This window comes from Stenotrophomonas sp. TWI819 (genome assembly GCF_039673075.1).
GTDB lineage: Bacteria > Pseudomonadota > Gammaproteobacteria > Xanthomonadales > Xanthomonadaceae > Stenotrophomonas > Stenotrophomonas rhizophila_B.
The window spans coordinates 188,676-202,338 of record NZ_JBDJKY010000002.1 but is presented as its reverse complement, the minus strand read 5'-3'; the positions used below and the strand labels follow the sequence as shown (position 1 = coordinate 202,338).

The window sequence follows — 13,663 nt, the reverse complement described above, 5'->3', positions numbered from 1 at the left end:
CTGATTGTTGGGGAAACATTTCGCATGGATATCGGCTATTTCCTGAAGCTGATGACCGAAAAGAACGCGTCGGACATGTTCTTGACGACGGGAGCACCGGTATACATCAAGATCGAGGGGAAACTCTATCCGCTCGGCAATACCGGTTTGCCGCCCGGGATGGTCAAGAAGATCGCCTACTCGTTGATGGATGAGGGCCAGGCCCCGCAGTTCGAGCGCGAGCTCGAGCTCAACATGGCCATTGCCCTGCCCGACGCTGGGCGCTTCCGGGTGAACGTGTTCAAGCAGCGCGGCGAGGTCGGCATGGTGATCCGTGCGATCCGCAGCAAGATCCCCAGCATCGAAGAGCTCAACCTGCCGCAGGTGCTCAAGGACGTCATCATGACCCCGCGCGGGCTGGTGCTGGTGGTCGGCTCGACCGGCTCGGGCAAGTCGACCTCGCTGGCCTCGATGATCGACCACCGCAACAGCACCACGACCGGGCACATCCTCACCATCGAGGATCCGATCGAGTACCTGCACAAGCACAAGATGTCGATCGTGAACCAGCGCGAGGTCGGGCTGGACACCCACACCTTCCACCACGCGTTGAAGAACGCGATGCGTGAAGCGCCCGATGTGATCCTGATCGGCGAAATCCTGGATGCGGAAACCATGGAGGCGGCGATCGCCTTCGCCGAAACCGGGCACCTGTGCCTGGCCACCCTGCATTCCAACAACGCCGACCAGACCATCGAGCGCATCCTCAACTTCTTCCCCGAGAGCGCGCACCGCAACGTGCTGATGAACCTCTCGTTGAACCTGCGCGCGGTCGTGTCCCAGCGCCTGGTCAAGGGCAAGGACGGGCGTCGCCTGCCGGCCACCGAAGTGCTGATCAACACGCCGATGATCCGCGACCTGCTGCGCCGCGGCCAGGTACACGAGATCAAGGCCGCGATGGAAGCCTCGCTGGAAGAAGGCATGGAGAGCTTCGACCAGTGCCTGTTCCGGATGGCCAAGAACGGCATCATCGAGCAGGAAGAAGCGCTGCGCGCAGCCGATTCGCGCGATGGCCTGGCGCTGAAGTTCCGCCTGTCCGAGGGCGGCAACGAGCACGACCCGTACGCGGATTACTCGGCCGCCTCGGCTCCGGCGATCACGCACGGGTTCTGACGGTGTAGGCTCCCACCGTTGGTGGGGGCAATGGGCCAGGCGCATCGACCAACGGTCGATGCCTGCCCGTCACCCTGCGTCGATCTGGTTCTCCGGCCGCGCCGCATCGAACGCCGGCAGCGCCAGGCACGCCGTCTCGATCCGCTGCAGGGTCGGGTACGGCGCCAGCGCCAGGCCGAACCGGTGCGCGTTGTACAGCTGCGGCACCAGGCAGGCATCGGCCAGCCCGGGCTGGTCGCCATGGCAGAACGTACCGGTCGCCGCATGGCCGGCCAGCAGCGTTTCCAACGCTGCCAAGCCCTCCGCCATCCAGTGCAGCGTCCATTGCGTGCGCGCCTCGGCGCTGGCCTGCAGGGTGCGCTCCAGATACTGCATCACCCGCAGGTTGTTGAGCGGGTGGATGTCGCAGGCCACCAGCTGGGCCAGCGCGCGGACGCGCGCCCTGCCCTCCGCATCGCCGGGCAGCAACGGTGTAGCCGGGAAGACCTCGTCGAGATATTCCAGGATCGCCATCGACTGCTGCAGCACGCGATCACCATGGCGCAGGGTCGGCACCAGTTCCTGCGGGTTGAGCGCGGCATAGGCCGCGCTGTGCTGCTCCCCGCCCTCACGGACCAGGTGCACCGGGGTGATCCGGTGCGGCAGACCCTTGAGATTCAGACCGATGCGCACGCGGTAGGCGGCGCTGGACCGCCAGTAACTGAAGAGCTCGATCGGTTCCATGACGGTCTCCGCCCCCGCGATCAGGGCTTGGCCGCCTGCTCGATGCGCTGCTCGATCGCACCGAAGATGCTTTCGCCGGCCGCGTCGAACATCTCGATCCGCACCACATCACCGAAGGACATGAACGGGGTGCTCGGCTTGCCGTCGCGCAGGGTTTCCACCGTGCGCTGTTCGGCAAAGCAGGAGGCGCCCTTGCTGGTGTCCTCGTTGGCGATGGTGCCCGAGCCGACGATCGCACCGGCGCCGAGCGGGCGGGTCTTGGCCGCGTGCGCGACCAGCTGGGCGAAGTTGAACTGCATGTCCACGCCGGCTTCCGGCGCGCCGAACCAGGTACCGTTGATATGCGTGACCAGCGGCAGGTGGACCTTGCTGTCCTGCCAGGCATCACCCAGCTCATCCGGGGTGACGAACACCGGCGACAGCGCCGAGCGCGGCTTGGACTGCAGGAAGCCGAAGCCCTTGGCCAGCTCGCCCGGGATCAGGTTGCGCAGCGAGACGTCGTTGACCAGGCCGATCAGCTGGATGTGGCCGGCGGCCTGCTCCGGAGTCACCGCCATCGGCACGTCGTCGGTGATCACCACCAGCTCGGCTTCCAGATCGATGCCGTAGTCCTCGCTGACCACCTTGACCGCATCGCGCGGGCCGTAAAAGCCGGCGCTGGTGGCCTGGTACATCAGCGGATCGGTGTAGAAGCTCTCCGGCACCTCGGCGCCACGGGCGCGGCGTACGCGGGCCACGTGCGGCAGGTAGGCGCTGCCGTCGACGAACTCATACGAACGCGGCAACGGGGCGGCCAGTGCCTGCAGGTCGATATCGAACACGCCGTCGGCGTCGCCGTCGTTCAGCGATTCGTACAGGGCGTTCAGGCGCGGCGCCAGGTGACTCCAGTCTTCCAGTGCCTGCTGCAGGGTCACGGCGGTGCCGGTGGCGCGCACGCCTTGGCGCAGATCGCGCGAGACCACGATCAGGGTGCCGTCGCGGCCGCCTTCCTTCAAAGAACCAAGCTTCATGGGTGGGTATCCGGGATCGCGAAAATAGGTTTCAAGTGTAATCAAATGCTTGGCTGGCCTACCAGCTGCACCGCCGCATCGCCTTACCGTAACCTCTCCCAAGCTGAACAGGGGGATTTGGTATGGGTCTCAAACATCCGTTAGACTATCCGGGTCTGCAGCGGCCGTCCGTTTCCCTTCGGGATCGCCGGCGATATGGATCATTGATCCGTCGCCCGCCCCCACTCCGACGCCATTCGTCATGCATTCCAGTCTGCGCACCGCGTCGACTGCACCCAATTCTCGCAGCGCGGTTTACGGGAACGCTCCGAGTCAGCCGATCACATTGATCTGCCTCGCGTCCGGCCATTCGGCCTGGCGTTACTTTGTCTTTGGAGCTTCCACCCGATGTCTTTTGAATCCTTGGGCCTTGCCCCGTTCCTGCTGCGCGCGTTGGCCGAGCAGGGCTACGAAACCCCCACCCCGATCCAGGAGCAGGCCATCCCGCTCGCCCTGGAAGGCCGCGACCTGCTGGCCGGCGCACAGACCGGTACCGGCAAGACCGCCGCGTTCGGCCTGCCGCTGCTGCAGCACCTGGGCACCAACCCGCAGGCCGTCGATGGCCCGCGCCGTCCGCGTGCACTGGTACTGACCCCGACCCGCGAGCTGGCCACCCAGGTGCATGACAGCCTGCGCGGCTACAGCAAGTACCTGCGCATCCCGAGCGCCTGCATCTACGGCGGCGTCGGCATGGGCAACCAGTTCGATGTGCTGCGCCGTGGCGTGGACCTGCTGGTCGCCTGCCCCGGCCGCCTGATCGATCACATCGAGCGTCGCAGCGTCGACCTCTCCGGCATCGAAATCCTGGTGCTGGACGAAGCCGACCGCATGCTCGACATGGGCTTCCTGCCGTCGATCAAGAAGATCCTCGCCAAGCTGCCGCGCCAGAACCGCCAGACCCTGCTGTTCTCGGCGACCTTCGAAGAGAGCATCAAGCAGCTGGCGCTGGAGTTCATGCGCGACCCGGAGCAGATCCAGGTCACGCCGAAGAACACCGTTGCCGAGAACATCAGCCACCGCGTTCACCCGGTCGATGGCCCGCGCAAGCGCGAGCTGCTGCTGCATCTTCTGGCCCAGGACAGCCGTGAGCAGACCCTGGTGTTCGGCCGTACCAAGCACGGCTGCGACAAGCTGGCCATGTTCCTGGACAAGTCCGGCATCAAGACCGCGGCGATCCACGGCAACAAGAGTCAGGGCCAGCGCCTGCGTGCTCTGGGTGACTTCAAGGCCGGCCGCGTGACCGTGCTGGTCGCCACCGACATCGCCGCGCGTGGTATCGACATCAACGAGCTGCCGAAGGTCATCAACTATGACCTGCCGATGGTGGCCGAGGATTACGTGCACCGCATCGGCCGTACCGGCCGTAACGGCTCGACCGGCCAGGCGATCTCGCTGGTGGCGCAGGACGAAGCCAAGCTGCTGCGCCAGATCGTGCGCCTGCTCGACAAGGACATGGACATCCGCGACGTGCCGGGCTTCGAGCCGCAGACCCCGATCCGCTGGGGCAACAGCGCGCCGGGCAAGGCCGAACTGCCGGGTGGCGATCGTTCGCCGCGCAAGCACGCGCGTCGCCCGCACGCCGAGGCCCCGCGCCACGCCCATGCCGGCCCGAAGAAGGCCGGTGGCGGTCAGCGTGATGGCGCCGGCCGCGGTGCACCGCGCGGTGGCCAGCCGCAGGGCCAGCGCCGTGGCGGTGGCAACACCGGCGGCGGTCGCAGCCAGGGCGGCGGTGGCGGTCGCGCCAGCTGATTCCTTCGGGCATCGCTGAAATGCAAAAAGGGCGACGCATCTGCGTCGCCCTTTTTTTGTGTCTCTGCCTCAGAAGCTGTAGGCCACCGTGATCCGCGCATTGCGGCCGGGCTCGCTGTAGCGGCCGATGCCTTCATCGTTGACGTAGCCGTACAGCGTGTTGGTCCCCTTGTTGATGTTGCGTACGCGCTGCCAGAGGTAGTATTCCTCGTTGGTCAGGTTGTAGAGGCCGGCACTGAGCTTCCACTGTGGGGTGACGTTCCAGGTGCCGTACAGATCCAGCACGGTGTAGCCGTCGGCCTTGTCGACGAAGGCCGGCGTGGTGACCCTGCCGGTGGTGGCATCGGTGGTGTAGGCATCCTTGGCCTTCTTGGCCACGGCGTGGGTCACGCTGGCGGTGAGGTTCCACACCGGCGACGGTGCATAGCGCACGCCCAGCACGGCACTGGCCGGCACGATGCTCTCCAGCGGATCGCCGTTGCGCTTCTCGCCTTCGCTGTACGAGGCCGCCAAGCGCGAGGACCACGCATCGCTGATCTGCCAGCGCCCTTCCAGTTCCACCCCCTTGACCGTCACTTCGCCCGCGTTGGTCGGCATCGTGTAGTTGCGCGAGTACAGCACCGGACCGGTCGCCGTCGTGCGGAAGCCACCCGGCACCGACTGCGCCAGGTTGGTGTACTCGATGAAGTTCTCGTAGCGGTCGCGGAACACCGACAGGCCCAGCTGCGCACGCTCGGTACTCCAGCGGTAACCGAGTTCCAGGTTCAGGCTCTTTTCCGACTCCAGGTCTGGATTGGACACGGTGTCATTGAGCAGCAGCGGCTGGCCGTTCTGCGCATTGATCACCTGGGTGGCGCTGGTTGGCGAATACATGTCCGCCACGGTCGGCGCCCGGAAGCCGCGACCCACCTGCGCCCACAGCGCGTGGTCGGGCAGGAAGCGATATTCGACACCGGCCTGCCAGCTCGGCGAGGCGAAACTCACATCACGCACGCTGCCGGTGCGATCCACGAAGGTGGCATCCACCTCCGGCGAATAGTCGTAGCGGTCATAGCGGGCGCCGGCACTGAGGGTCAGGCGCTCGTCCAGCAGCTGCACGCTGTCGCGCAGGTACAGGTTCCAGGCGGTCACATCGGTCTTGGGAACCTGGCGCGGATCGATCTCGACCGACGCCACGGCGCCGGCGGCATTCCAGCGGGTATCGACAGCGGTGAAGTCGATGTCCCGCTGCTGCCAGGCCAGACCGTACACCACATCATGGCGTGCGCCCGCGGCGGCGAACACCTTGCTGAAATCGGCCGCGGCACGGTCCAGCGTCTGCTTGGTCGAGCGGTTCTCGCTGCGCAGGCACGGCGTGGCGCCGCCCGGGCAGCCACTGCCGGCCACGATGGTGGTGATGCCACGGCTGTCGGTGACCTGGCGGTCCACCTGCGCATCCAGGGTATCGAACAGCGCGGTGTCGGCCCGCCACTGGTAGTTCACCCCGTAGCGGTCGCGGTCGTTGGTGTCATGGCCTTTGCGCGACAGGTAACCCGGTGCATAAACGCGCGACAGGTTGTCCACGTCGTTGGTGGCGCGGCCGCGCTCGTACAGGAAGCCCAACGTATTGGCCTCGTCGAGCTGCAGATCGAGCTTGCCGAGCAGGTTGTCGCGGGCGCTGTCGACCGGATCGGGCGTGCGGCGACCGACCCCGATGCGATCGTTCGTGGTGTCGTACCACGACTCGGATTCATGGCCTTCGCGACGGGTGTAGACCAGCATCGATTCGACGATGCCGGTGCGGTTGGCGAAGGTCAGCGTGCCCATGGTTTCGTCGTTGGCACCGGAGTACCCCGCCTTGAATCCAAGGTGGGTATCGTTGCCGATCGCCTTGAGATAGTCGGCCGGGTCCTTGGTGGTGAACACCACCGCGCCGCCCAGCGCGCCACTGCCGGCGCTGATCGAATCGGCGCCCTTGATCACGGCCAGGCTCTTGAGCGTATCGATGTCCACATCGCCGCGGCCACCGCGGAAGAACTCGTAGGAACGCGCGGTTTCCACCGATTCGCCCAGGCTCAGGCCATCGACGGTGATCGCCACGCGATCGCTTTCCAGGCCGCGGATGTTGAAGCCGTTATCGCCGAAACGGCCCATGTCCACGATGCTGACACCGGGGATGTAGCGGATCGCTTCTTCCATGGTGTTGGCCATCTCGTTGTCGAGATCGGCCGAGGTGAGCACGGTGACATTCTGGTTGGCCGAACGCGTTTTCTTGGCGCGCTCGGCCTGGACACGCACGGTATCGAGCGTGCTGGCATCGTTGATGGTTTCAGCGTGCACGGTGACGGACAGGCTGGCGGCAACCGCCATGGCCAGCAGGGTGAAGGACGACTTCATGATCAAGCTCCGCAGGAGAGGTAGGGAATGGCGTGAGCGCCGCGGTTGGCGGCGGGCCGTTCCTGGCTGCGGCGATCGGTGGATCGAGCGGGGCTGGGAGGCGCAAGGACCCGCGGGGAATCGCGAGCCGGAATCATCGTTGGCTGATACGTGGGACGTGCACGGCACGTCCGGGCCGCCCAGAGACCGCTAGCGGTTGCCGTTGGCCGAGTGCGCGCCGGCGACCGGCTCCGGATCGTGCGCATCGACCACACCATCACCGTTGCTGTCGGCACGGTCGAACATGCGCTTGCCCGAGAGCTGGTACTCGGCGAACGTCATGCGGCCATCGGCGTCCTTGTCCAGCGAGGCGAAGCGCACGCGGGCCTGGCGCTCGGCATCGGCGCGCACGCGCTGGCGCTGCTGGTCCAGGCGGCCTTCGAACTCGCTGGTGTATTCGGCCAGCGACAAGCTGCCGTTGCCATCGGTATCGGTGGCCGCAAAGCTGGCAGCACGCACCGCATCGAACTCCTCACGATCAACCGCGCCATCCTTGTTGCGGTCGTAGAGTTCGAGCATGCCGTTGGCGGTATGCGACGTCGGCATCTTCAGTGGATCGCGCGAAGACGCTGCGGCGGTCTCCTGCGTGGCGTTCTGCGACGTCTCGTAGCCGGCCCAGGTGCGTTCGCCGGCGGCATCGTACTCGGCGCGGCTGATCGCCCCGTTCTTGTCGCGATCCAACGCCTTGAAGCGGGTGTCGGTCTGGCGCAGGTGACCGGCGCGCGCGTCGGCCAGGCGCACATCAAAGCGCTGCAGGTACTCGTCGACGTATTCCTGTGCGTCGACATGACCGTCGTGGTTGCGGTCGGTGTCGGCATAACGCTGCTTGCGGAAGGCCTCGAACTGCGCCCAGCTGACGCTGTCGGTGCCCTCGGCGGCGAACTGCGCGAGGAAGGCGGCCGCAGTCGGCGAGGCGGTGGGGGTCGTACTGGACGGCTGCGCGAGGACGGCCGGGGCCAGCACCAGTGCCATCAGGGCAGCGGTGAGCGGAACGATCTTCATGGTGGTTCCCCTGGAAGGACGGCTGCGGGTCGAGCCGGCGGGCGCCATCCTATTCGTATTGCGAATGATTCGCAATACGGAAATTTCACAGGGGGTGTGATGGGTGTCTGACAAACGGCAACAGCCGACGTGGGTCGGCTGTTGCCTGGGGGTGGAAGCCCCGCCATCAGGTGAGTGTGGCGGAGCTGCGCGTTGCGGTGGGAACGGTCGGGAGCCGGCCAGCGGCCGGCACTACCGGTACCCGGGGTGTCAGCCGCGCGGCTTGGTCGGGTTGAGCTGGTTGCCGAAGAAGATCGCGTTCAACAGCAGGCGCTCGGTGCCGTGCCAGTACTTGCGGTGCGCCGGATCATCGGCGAACAGCACCACATTGCCCTGCCCCTGCGGCGACACCACCAGCCACGCGGCACCGGCGACCCGGCTGCGGTTGCGCTCGGAGAGGTAACCGTTGACTTTGGGCGCCTCGTCGATGCGCACCACGGTGGAGAACGGGTTGCGGCTGGGCTGGAAGCTCAGGCCGTTTTCCTTGTTCACCGCCAGCTGCCGACGCGGTACGCCGAAGCCCAGCGGATGCGTGTTGTCCACGTCCGCGCTGAGGATATTGCCGCTCACCCGCTCGATGGCTGCGATGTCGCGCTGGTCGCCAAACGCACGTCGGGCGCCTTCCGGCTCCTTCTCCTCCGGCCCCAGCACTTCGTCGCTGAGCTTCTGCTCGATCGCCCAGCGCGCGGCCGTGCCGTAGGTGATCAGCGAGCCACCAGCGTTGATCCAACGCTTGAGCGCCGCCACGGCGGTGGCGTCCACGCCGGCATAGGTACCGCCGGCCAGGACAATGGTGGTGTAGCGATCCAGGGTGATCTTGCCCAGCTGGGCCGGGTCGATCTTGCTCGCCGGCAGCTGCAGGTGCTGGTCGAGCAGGAACCACGCCGAGCCGATTTCGGTGGCGCTGACGCCCTCGCCCATGACCAGCGCCACCGCCGGCTTGCGCAGTGCCTTGACGCTGTCACTGCCCAGATCGATGCCACCGCGGCTCTGCCCGCTGGACAGCGCCTGGATGTGCACCCCACTGCTGCGTGCGACCGCATCGACCGCGGCAAGCAGCTCGGCACCGGCCAGCGGCTGGCCCGCGACCGGCACCACCACGCTGCCATAGCCGAATGACTGCTCGCCCTGGGCGGTGGCTGCGGTGAACGGCTGGAAGGCCGCACGGGTCACCACGCCCTTGGCCTGCAGCGCATACAGCGCGCGGCTGGCGTTGTAATCGCGCCAATCGAACACGTAGGCGTAGCCCGCCTGACCGCCGACCACGCCACCGTTGGCGGCCGGTACGCTGGCCACGCGCTCGCCACCGGCAATCCGGCTGCGGCTGGCGGCGAAGGCGATGCCGTAGGCCGGCGCGATCGCATAGGAGGTGCTGCCGTAGAACACATCGCCCTTGATCGGTGGGGTGTCGGCGAAGATCGAATGCACGAGGCGGAACTGCGGCTGCGCGGCCTGGACGACGTACGCGCTGCCCGGCTCGAAGCGCAGCCCATCTACGGTGACCGGGGCGCTCAACGCCTGCACCGTGATCTGGTGCTGCAGCAGCAGATCCAGCAGCCGCTGGGTGAGGCCCGGATCGGCGGCATCACCGAACACGAAGGACGTCACCGGCTGCTGGTTGGCCTGCTTCAGTGCGGACTGGAAGAACTCCTTCTGCAGCTTCAGCAGCCCGTCGCGCTCGGTCACTGCACCACGCACCGTCCCCAGTCCGGTGGCAATCTGATTGCGGATGGTGAAGCCGAAGGTCAGCAGGCCATTGACCGATTCCTGCACGCGGCCGCGCGAACTGGCCTGCTCGACGGTCACGCCGACCGCACCGTGGAAGTCCGGGTAGGTCGAGCCATACACCGGCGAGAAGTTGTCGAAGTTCTCCCCGGTGTAATACAGCGAGCCCAGCGCATCCAGCGACTGGGCGTGGTACTTGGCCAAGGTCTTGTTGAAGTCATACGACGCCGCCGGAATCAACGGGCTGTGCATGCTCGCCGGCGACGGTTCGAAGTAGTAAGTGCTGTCCTTGCCCATCTCATGGAAATCGATCTGGACGTTGGGATACCACTGGTGGAAATAGGCGATCTTCGGCCGTGTGTCCTGCTGGGTCAGCGCCAGCCAGTCGCGATTGAGATCGGTGAAGTAGTGATTGGTACGGCCCTGCGGGAACGGTTCGACATGTTCCTTGTCGGCCGGATCGGCCGAGGCAGGCGAGGATGCATAGGCGTTGTGCCAGCTTGCCGCGCGGTCGCGCCCATCCGGATTCTGCGCCGGATCGAACAGCACCACCGCCTGCTGCAGCCACTGCGCGGTCTCCGTGCTGCGGTTGGCGACCAGGTAGTAGGCGGTGAGCATCGCCGCTTCGCCGCTGGAGGTTTCATTGCCATGCACGCTGTAGCCCAGCCACACCACCACCGGGCTGCTGCCGGCGGCCGAGAGCGGCTGCGCAGGATCGGCCAGGGTGACGTGCTGGCGACGCAGCGTGTCCAGGTTCTGCAGGTTCTGCGCCGAGGTCACCGTGGCGATCAACAGTGGGCGGCCTTCGTAGCTGCGGCCGATCTCTTCGACCTTGATCTTGTCCGAGCGCTTGGCCAGTTCGTTGAAGTAGGCCACCAGCTGATCGTGCCGCGTGTAACGGCTGCCGATCTCATAGCCGAGAAACTGTTGGGGCGTGGGCACGGCCGGATCGAAATCACCGCCGGCCGGGAAGAAGTACGCGCTCTGCGCAGAGGCAGGCGCAGCGAACACAGACAGCACCAGCGCCACCCAGGCGATGGGAGAGAACAGACGACGTTGCAAAGACACAGCAATTCCCCGAAAGACGGGCCGGTTCCTTCCGGCCCTGTGGATACGCACGCTCCGATGCGCTGGATGAGGTCAGAAGCGGTAGTCGAAGCCGACCGTGAAGTAGCGACCACGCAGGTCGTACTGACTGAAGTCATACGGCGCGCGGATGCCCGGGAAAGAGGCGTCGTACGGCGGTTCCTCATCGGCCAGGTTCTGGATCTTCGCGTACACGGTCAGCTTGTCGATACCGGTGTAGCCCAGGTACAGATCGAACTGGTTGTACGCATCCACCCGATCCTGCACGGCAGTGGCCGCGGCGCTGGCCTTCTGGTCGTACCCACTGGTGTAGTACCAGGTCAGCGCGGTGCGGAAGTCGCCGTAGCTCCATTCAACGGTGGTGGTGGCCTTGTTCTTGGGCAGGGTGGCACCGAGGTTGCTGCCGGCGTAGTCCACCAGCGGACCACCGACCACAGTGGGGCGGCTGTAGTTGCGCACGTGGGTGAAGGCGGTGCTCAGGCCGAAGTCGCCGGCCTGCGTGGTCGGAAAGCGCTGGCGCAGTTCGACATCGAAGCCGGAGGTCTTCAGCTCGCTGAGGTTCTGGTAGCGGTTGAACACCGCCAGCAGCTTGCCGCGCTCATCGCGGCTGACCGCACCCGGCACGTTGTCGGTGACCAGGGTCTGGGTGTTGTTGGTGCCCACCAGGTTTTCCAGCTCGATGCGGTAGTAATCCACGCTCAGGCTGGTGTTGGACCACGGCGAGAGCACGATGCCGGCATTGAAGCTCTTGGTGCGCTCGGGCTTGAGATCGTTGTTGCCGACAGTGAAGAAGGTCGGGTTCTGCCGCGAGCCCGGCACGTCCGGGTCGCGCGGATCGATCACGCTGCCGTAGGCGATGCTGGTGCTGTTGGAGTTCTCCGACAGCGACGGCGCACGGAAGCCCTTGGAGGCGGCGGCGCGCACCAGCAGGATGTCCCACGGCTGCCAGCGCAGGCTCAGCTTGGGCGAGAACGCATCGCCGAAGTCGCTGTAGTGATCCGCGCGCGCAGCCGCCTGCAGTTCCAGACGCTCGGCCAGCGGCACGTTTACTTCGGCATAGGCCGCGGTGACCTTGCGCTCACCATGCACCTCGGCGATCGCCGGGCGGATCTGCAGACCCGCGTCGATCTGCCAGGGGTTGTTGGAATCGAGTTTCTCGCGGCGCCATTCGGCACCGGCGGCGAACCCGATCTCGCCGGCCCAGGTGTGGCCGATCGCACCGGAGATCTTGGCATCCACGCCCTGCAGCACCGACTCGGCCGGGCGCAGCGTGCTGATGTTGATCGCGTTGAGCACGTCCTGCGAGGTTGCCGACGGATTGAGCAGGTTGTAGCTGCCGGTGGCGAGTGCATCGGCCAGTGCATAGCGGTTGGCAAAGCCGCCGGAGACGGTCTCGCGCTCGCTGCTGCGTGCGCCGAACGCACCCACTTCCCAATCCCAGTTCTGCAGGCTGCCGCGCAGCCCGACCAGGCCGCGGTAGGCCCGCGAGCGGTTGGTCTTGATGGTCGCACCGAGGTTGAAGAAGGTGTACTCGATCGGCACCGCGCGGCCATACGGGTTGTACGGGCTGCTGGCGGGCAGATTGGACGACACCGGCTCGGCCAGCCCCGTATCGGCGTTGAGCGCGAAGCGGCCGCTTTCCAGGGTGAAGAACGGGCTGCTGCCGAACCAGGAGACGCCCTTGATGTCGCTGTAGAGGACTTCGCCGAACGCTTCGACGTTGTCGTTCACCCGGAAGGTGCCGTTGACGTAGGCCTGGTAGCGCTTGGTCGACGGGATCAGGGTGGTGTAAGGCGCCTGGTTGAAGCCGCAGGTGTTGCCGGCCAGGCCGTCGATCGGCGCACTGGCGACCAGCGTGGTGCCGTCCGGGCAGTTGCCGCTGGCATCGAGCATCGGCACCGAGGTGCCGTTGACCAGATAGCGTGCGCCCTTGGCCGACCAGCCGTTCCAGCGGCCGCCGGGCTTGTCGGTGTAGATGCCGGACTTGGTCAGGTCGCGCTCGTCCTGGTCCAGGCGCTCGCGGTTGTAGCCCTCCAGGCTGACCAGGATGTTGTAGCCGTCCGTGTCCAGATCACCGATGCCGCCGATGAACTTCAGGTTCTGCTCGTCCAGCCCGCCCTGATCGGCGGTGCCCAGGCTGCCACCGAGTTCGGCACCTTCGAAATTCTGCCGGGTGATGATGTTGACCACACCGGCCACGGCATCCGAACCGTACACGGCCGAGGCGCCGTCCTTGAGCACTTCGATGCGTTCGACCGCAACCAGCGGCAGCGCGTTGAGGTTGACGAACGTGTCCGACAGGCCGCCGGCCGGGAACCCGTAGTTGGCCAGGCGGCGGCCGTTGAGCAGCACCAGCGTGTTCTTCTGCGACAGGCCGCGCAGGCCGATGCCGGCCGAACCGGACGCCCAGCCGTTGTTGGTGGTTTCGTTGGCGGCGTTGCCGGTATTGGCCGAGATCGAGCGCAGCAGGTCGGCGACGGTGGCCTTGCCGGTCTCCTCCAGCTGCTGGCGCTCGATCACCTGCACCGGGTTGGCCGACTCGGTATCCGTGCGCTTGATGTTGGACCCGGTGACCCGCACGGCGGCGAGGGTCTTGCTGTCGCCGGCGGCGGCGGCATCGGGGGCGGCGTCGGCGAACGCGGTCAAAGGCGTTGCCAGAGCGACGGACAACGCCGCTACAAGAAGAGTGTGCTTGGGCATGAACTTCAGTGGGGTGGTGGACG

Annotated in this window: 8 protein-coding genes; 2 read left to right on the top strand and 6 right to left on the bottom strand. The window is 66.2% G+C overall.

Annotated elements, in window-relative coordinates:
* The first annotated feature begins 24 nt into the window (after positions 1–24).
* On the top strand, positions 25–1,152 hold the full coding sequence (locus tag ABE463_RS03540; RefSeq protein ID WP_123731257.1) for a PilT/PilU family type 4a pilus ATPase: 1,128 nt from the start codon (positions 25–27) through the stop codon (positions 1,150–1,152).
* Positions 1,153–1,221: 69 nt separating this feature from the next.
* Here ABE463_RS03540 and maiA read toward each other — a convergent pair whose 3' ends face one another.
* Both maiA and ABE463_RS03530 read right to left on the bottom strand, forming a co-directional pair.
* Positions 1,222–1,875 (bottom strand): maleylacetoacetate isomerase, encoded by a 654-nt coding sequence (gene maiA / locus ABE463_RS03535; RefSeq protein ID WP_346467275.1) that lies wholly within the window; start codon positions 1,873–1,875, stop codon positions 1,222–1,224.
* A 20-nt stretch (positions 1,876–1,895) separates the two neighbouring features.
* Entirely contained in the window at positions 1,896–2,885 is a 990-nt protein-coding gene (locus ABE463_RS03530) for a fumarylacetoacetate hydrolase family protein (protein WP_346467274.1), read from the bottom strand.
* A gap of 387 nt (positions 2,886–3,272) precedes the next feature.
* Here ABE463_RS03530 and ABE463_RS03525 point away from each other — a divergent pair, with 387 nt between their 5' ends.
* Complete coding sequence (locus tag ABE463_RS03525) at positions 3,273–4,673, top strand: DEAD/DEAH box helicase (protein WP_346467273.1); 1,401 nt, start codon at positions 3,273–3,275, stop codon at positions 4,671–4,673.
* A gap of 69 nt (positions 4,674–4,742) precedes the next feature.
* On the opposite strand, the gene ABE463_RS03520 is transcribed toward ABE463_RS03525, so the two are convergent.
* From ABE463_RS03520 to ABE463_RS03505, 4 genes are all read right to left on the bottom strand, one after another.
* On the bottom strand, positions 4,743–7,049 hold the full coding sequence (locus ABE463_RS03520; RefSeq protein ID WP_346467272.1) for a TonB-dependent hemoglobin/transferrin/lactoferrin family receptor: 2,307 nt from the start codon (positions 7,047–7,049) through the stop codon (positions 4,743–4,745).
* A gap of 189 nt (positions 7,050–7,238) precedes the next feature.
* Positions 7,239–8,090: an EF-hand domain-containing protein gene (locus ABE463_RS03515; RefSeq protein ID WP_346467271.1), complete on the bottom strand. Its 852-nt coding sequence runs from the start codon at positions 8,088–8,090 to the stop codon at positions 7,239–7,241.
* Positions 8,091–8,339: 249 nt separating this feature from the next.
* On the bottom strand, positions 8,340–10,904 hold the full coding sequence (locus ABE463_RS03510) for a M14 family zinc carboxypeptidase (RefSeq protein ID WP_346467412.1): 2,565 nt from the start codon (positions 10,902–10,904) through the stop codon (positions 8,340–8,342).
* Positions 10,905–10,994: 90 nt separating this feature from the next.
* Complete coding sequence (locus ABE463_RS03505) at positions 10,995–13,640, bottom strand: TonB-dependent receptor (protein WP_346467411.1); 2,646 nt, start codon at positions 13,638–13,640, stop codon at positions 10,995–10,997.
* Positions 13,641–13,663: the final 23 nt, after the last annotated feature.

Coding starts and splice junctions, on each gene's coding strand:
- ABE463_RS03540 (WP_123731257.1), top strand. CDS start 25: ATGGATATCGGCTATTTCCTGAAGCTGATGACCGAAAAGAACGCGTCG.
- maiA (WP_346467275.1), bottom strand. CDS start 1,875: ATGGAACCGATCGAGCTCTTCAGTTACTGGCGGTCCAGCGCCGCCTAC.
- ABE463_RS03530 (WP_346467274.1), bottom strand. CDS start 2,885: ATGAAGCTTGGTTCTTTGAAGGAAGGCGGCCGCGACGGCACCCTGATC.
- ABE463_RS03525 (WP_346467273.1), top strand. CDS start 3,273: ATGTCTTTTGAATCCTTGGGCCTTGCCCCGTTCCTGCTGCGCGCGTTG.
- ABE463_RS03520 (WP_346467272.1), bottom strand. CDS start 7,049: ATGAAGTCGTCCTTCACCCTGCTGGCCATGGCGGTTGCCGCCAGCCTG.
- ABE463_RS03515 (WP_346467271.1), bottom strand. CDS start 8,090: ATGAAGATCGTTCCGCTCACCGCTGCCCTGATGGCACTGGTGCTGGCC.
- ABE463_RS03505 (WP_346467411.1), bottom strand. CDS start 13,640: ATGCCCAAGCACACTCTTCTTGTAGCGGCGTTGTCCGTCGCTCTGGCA.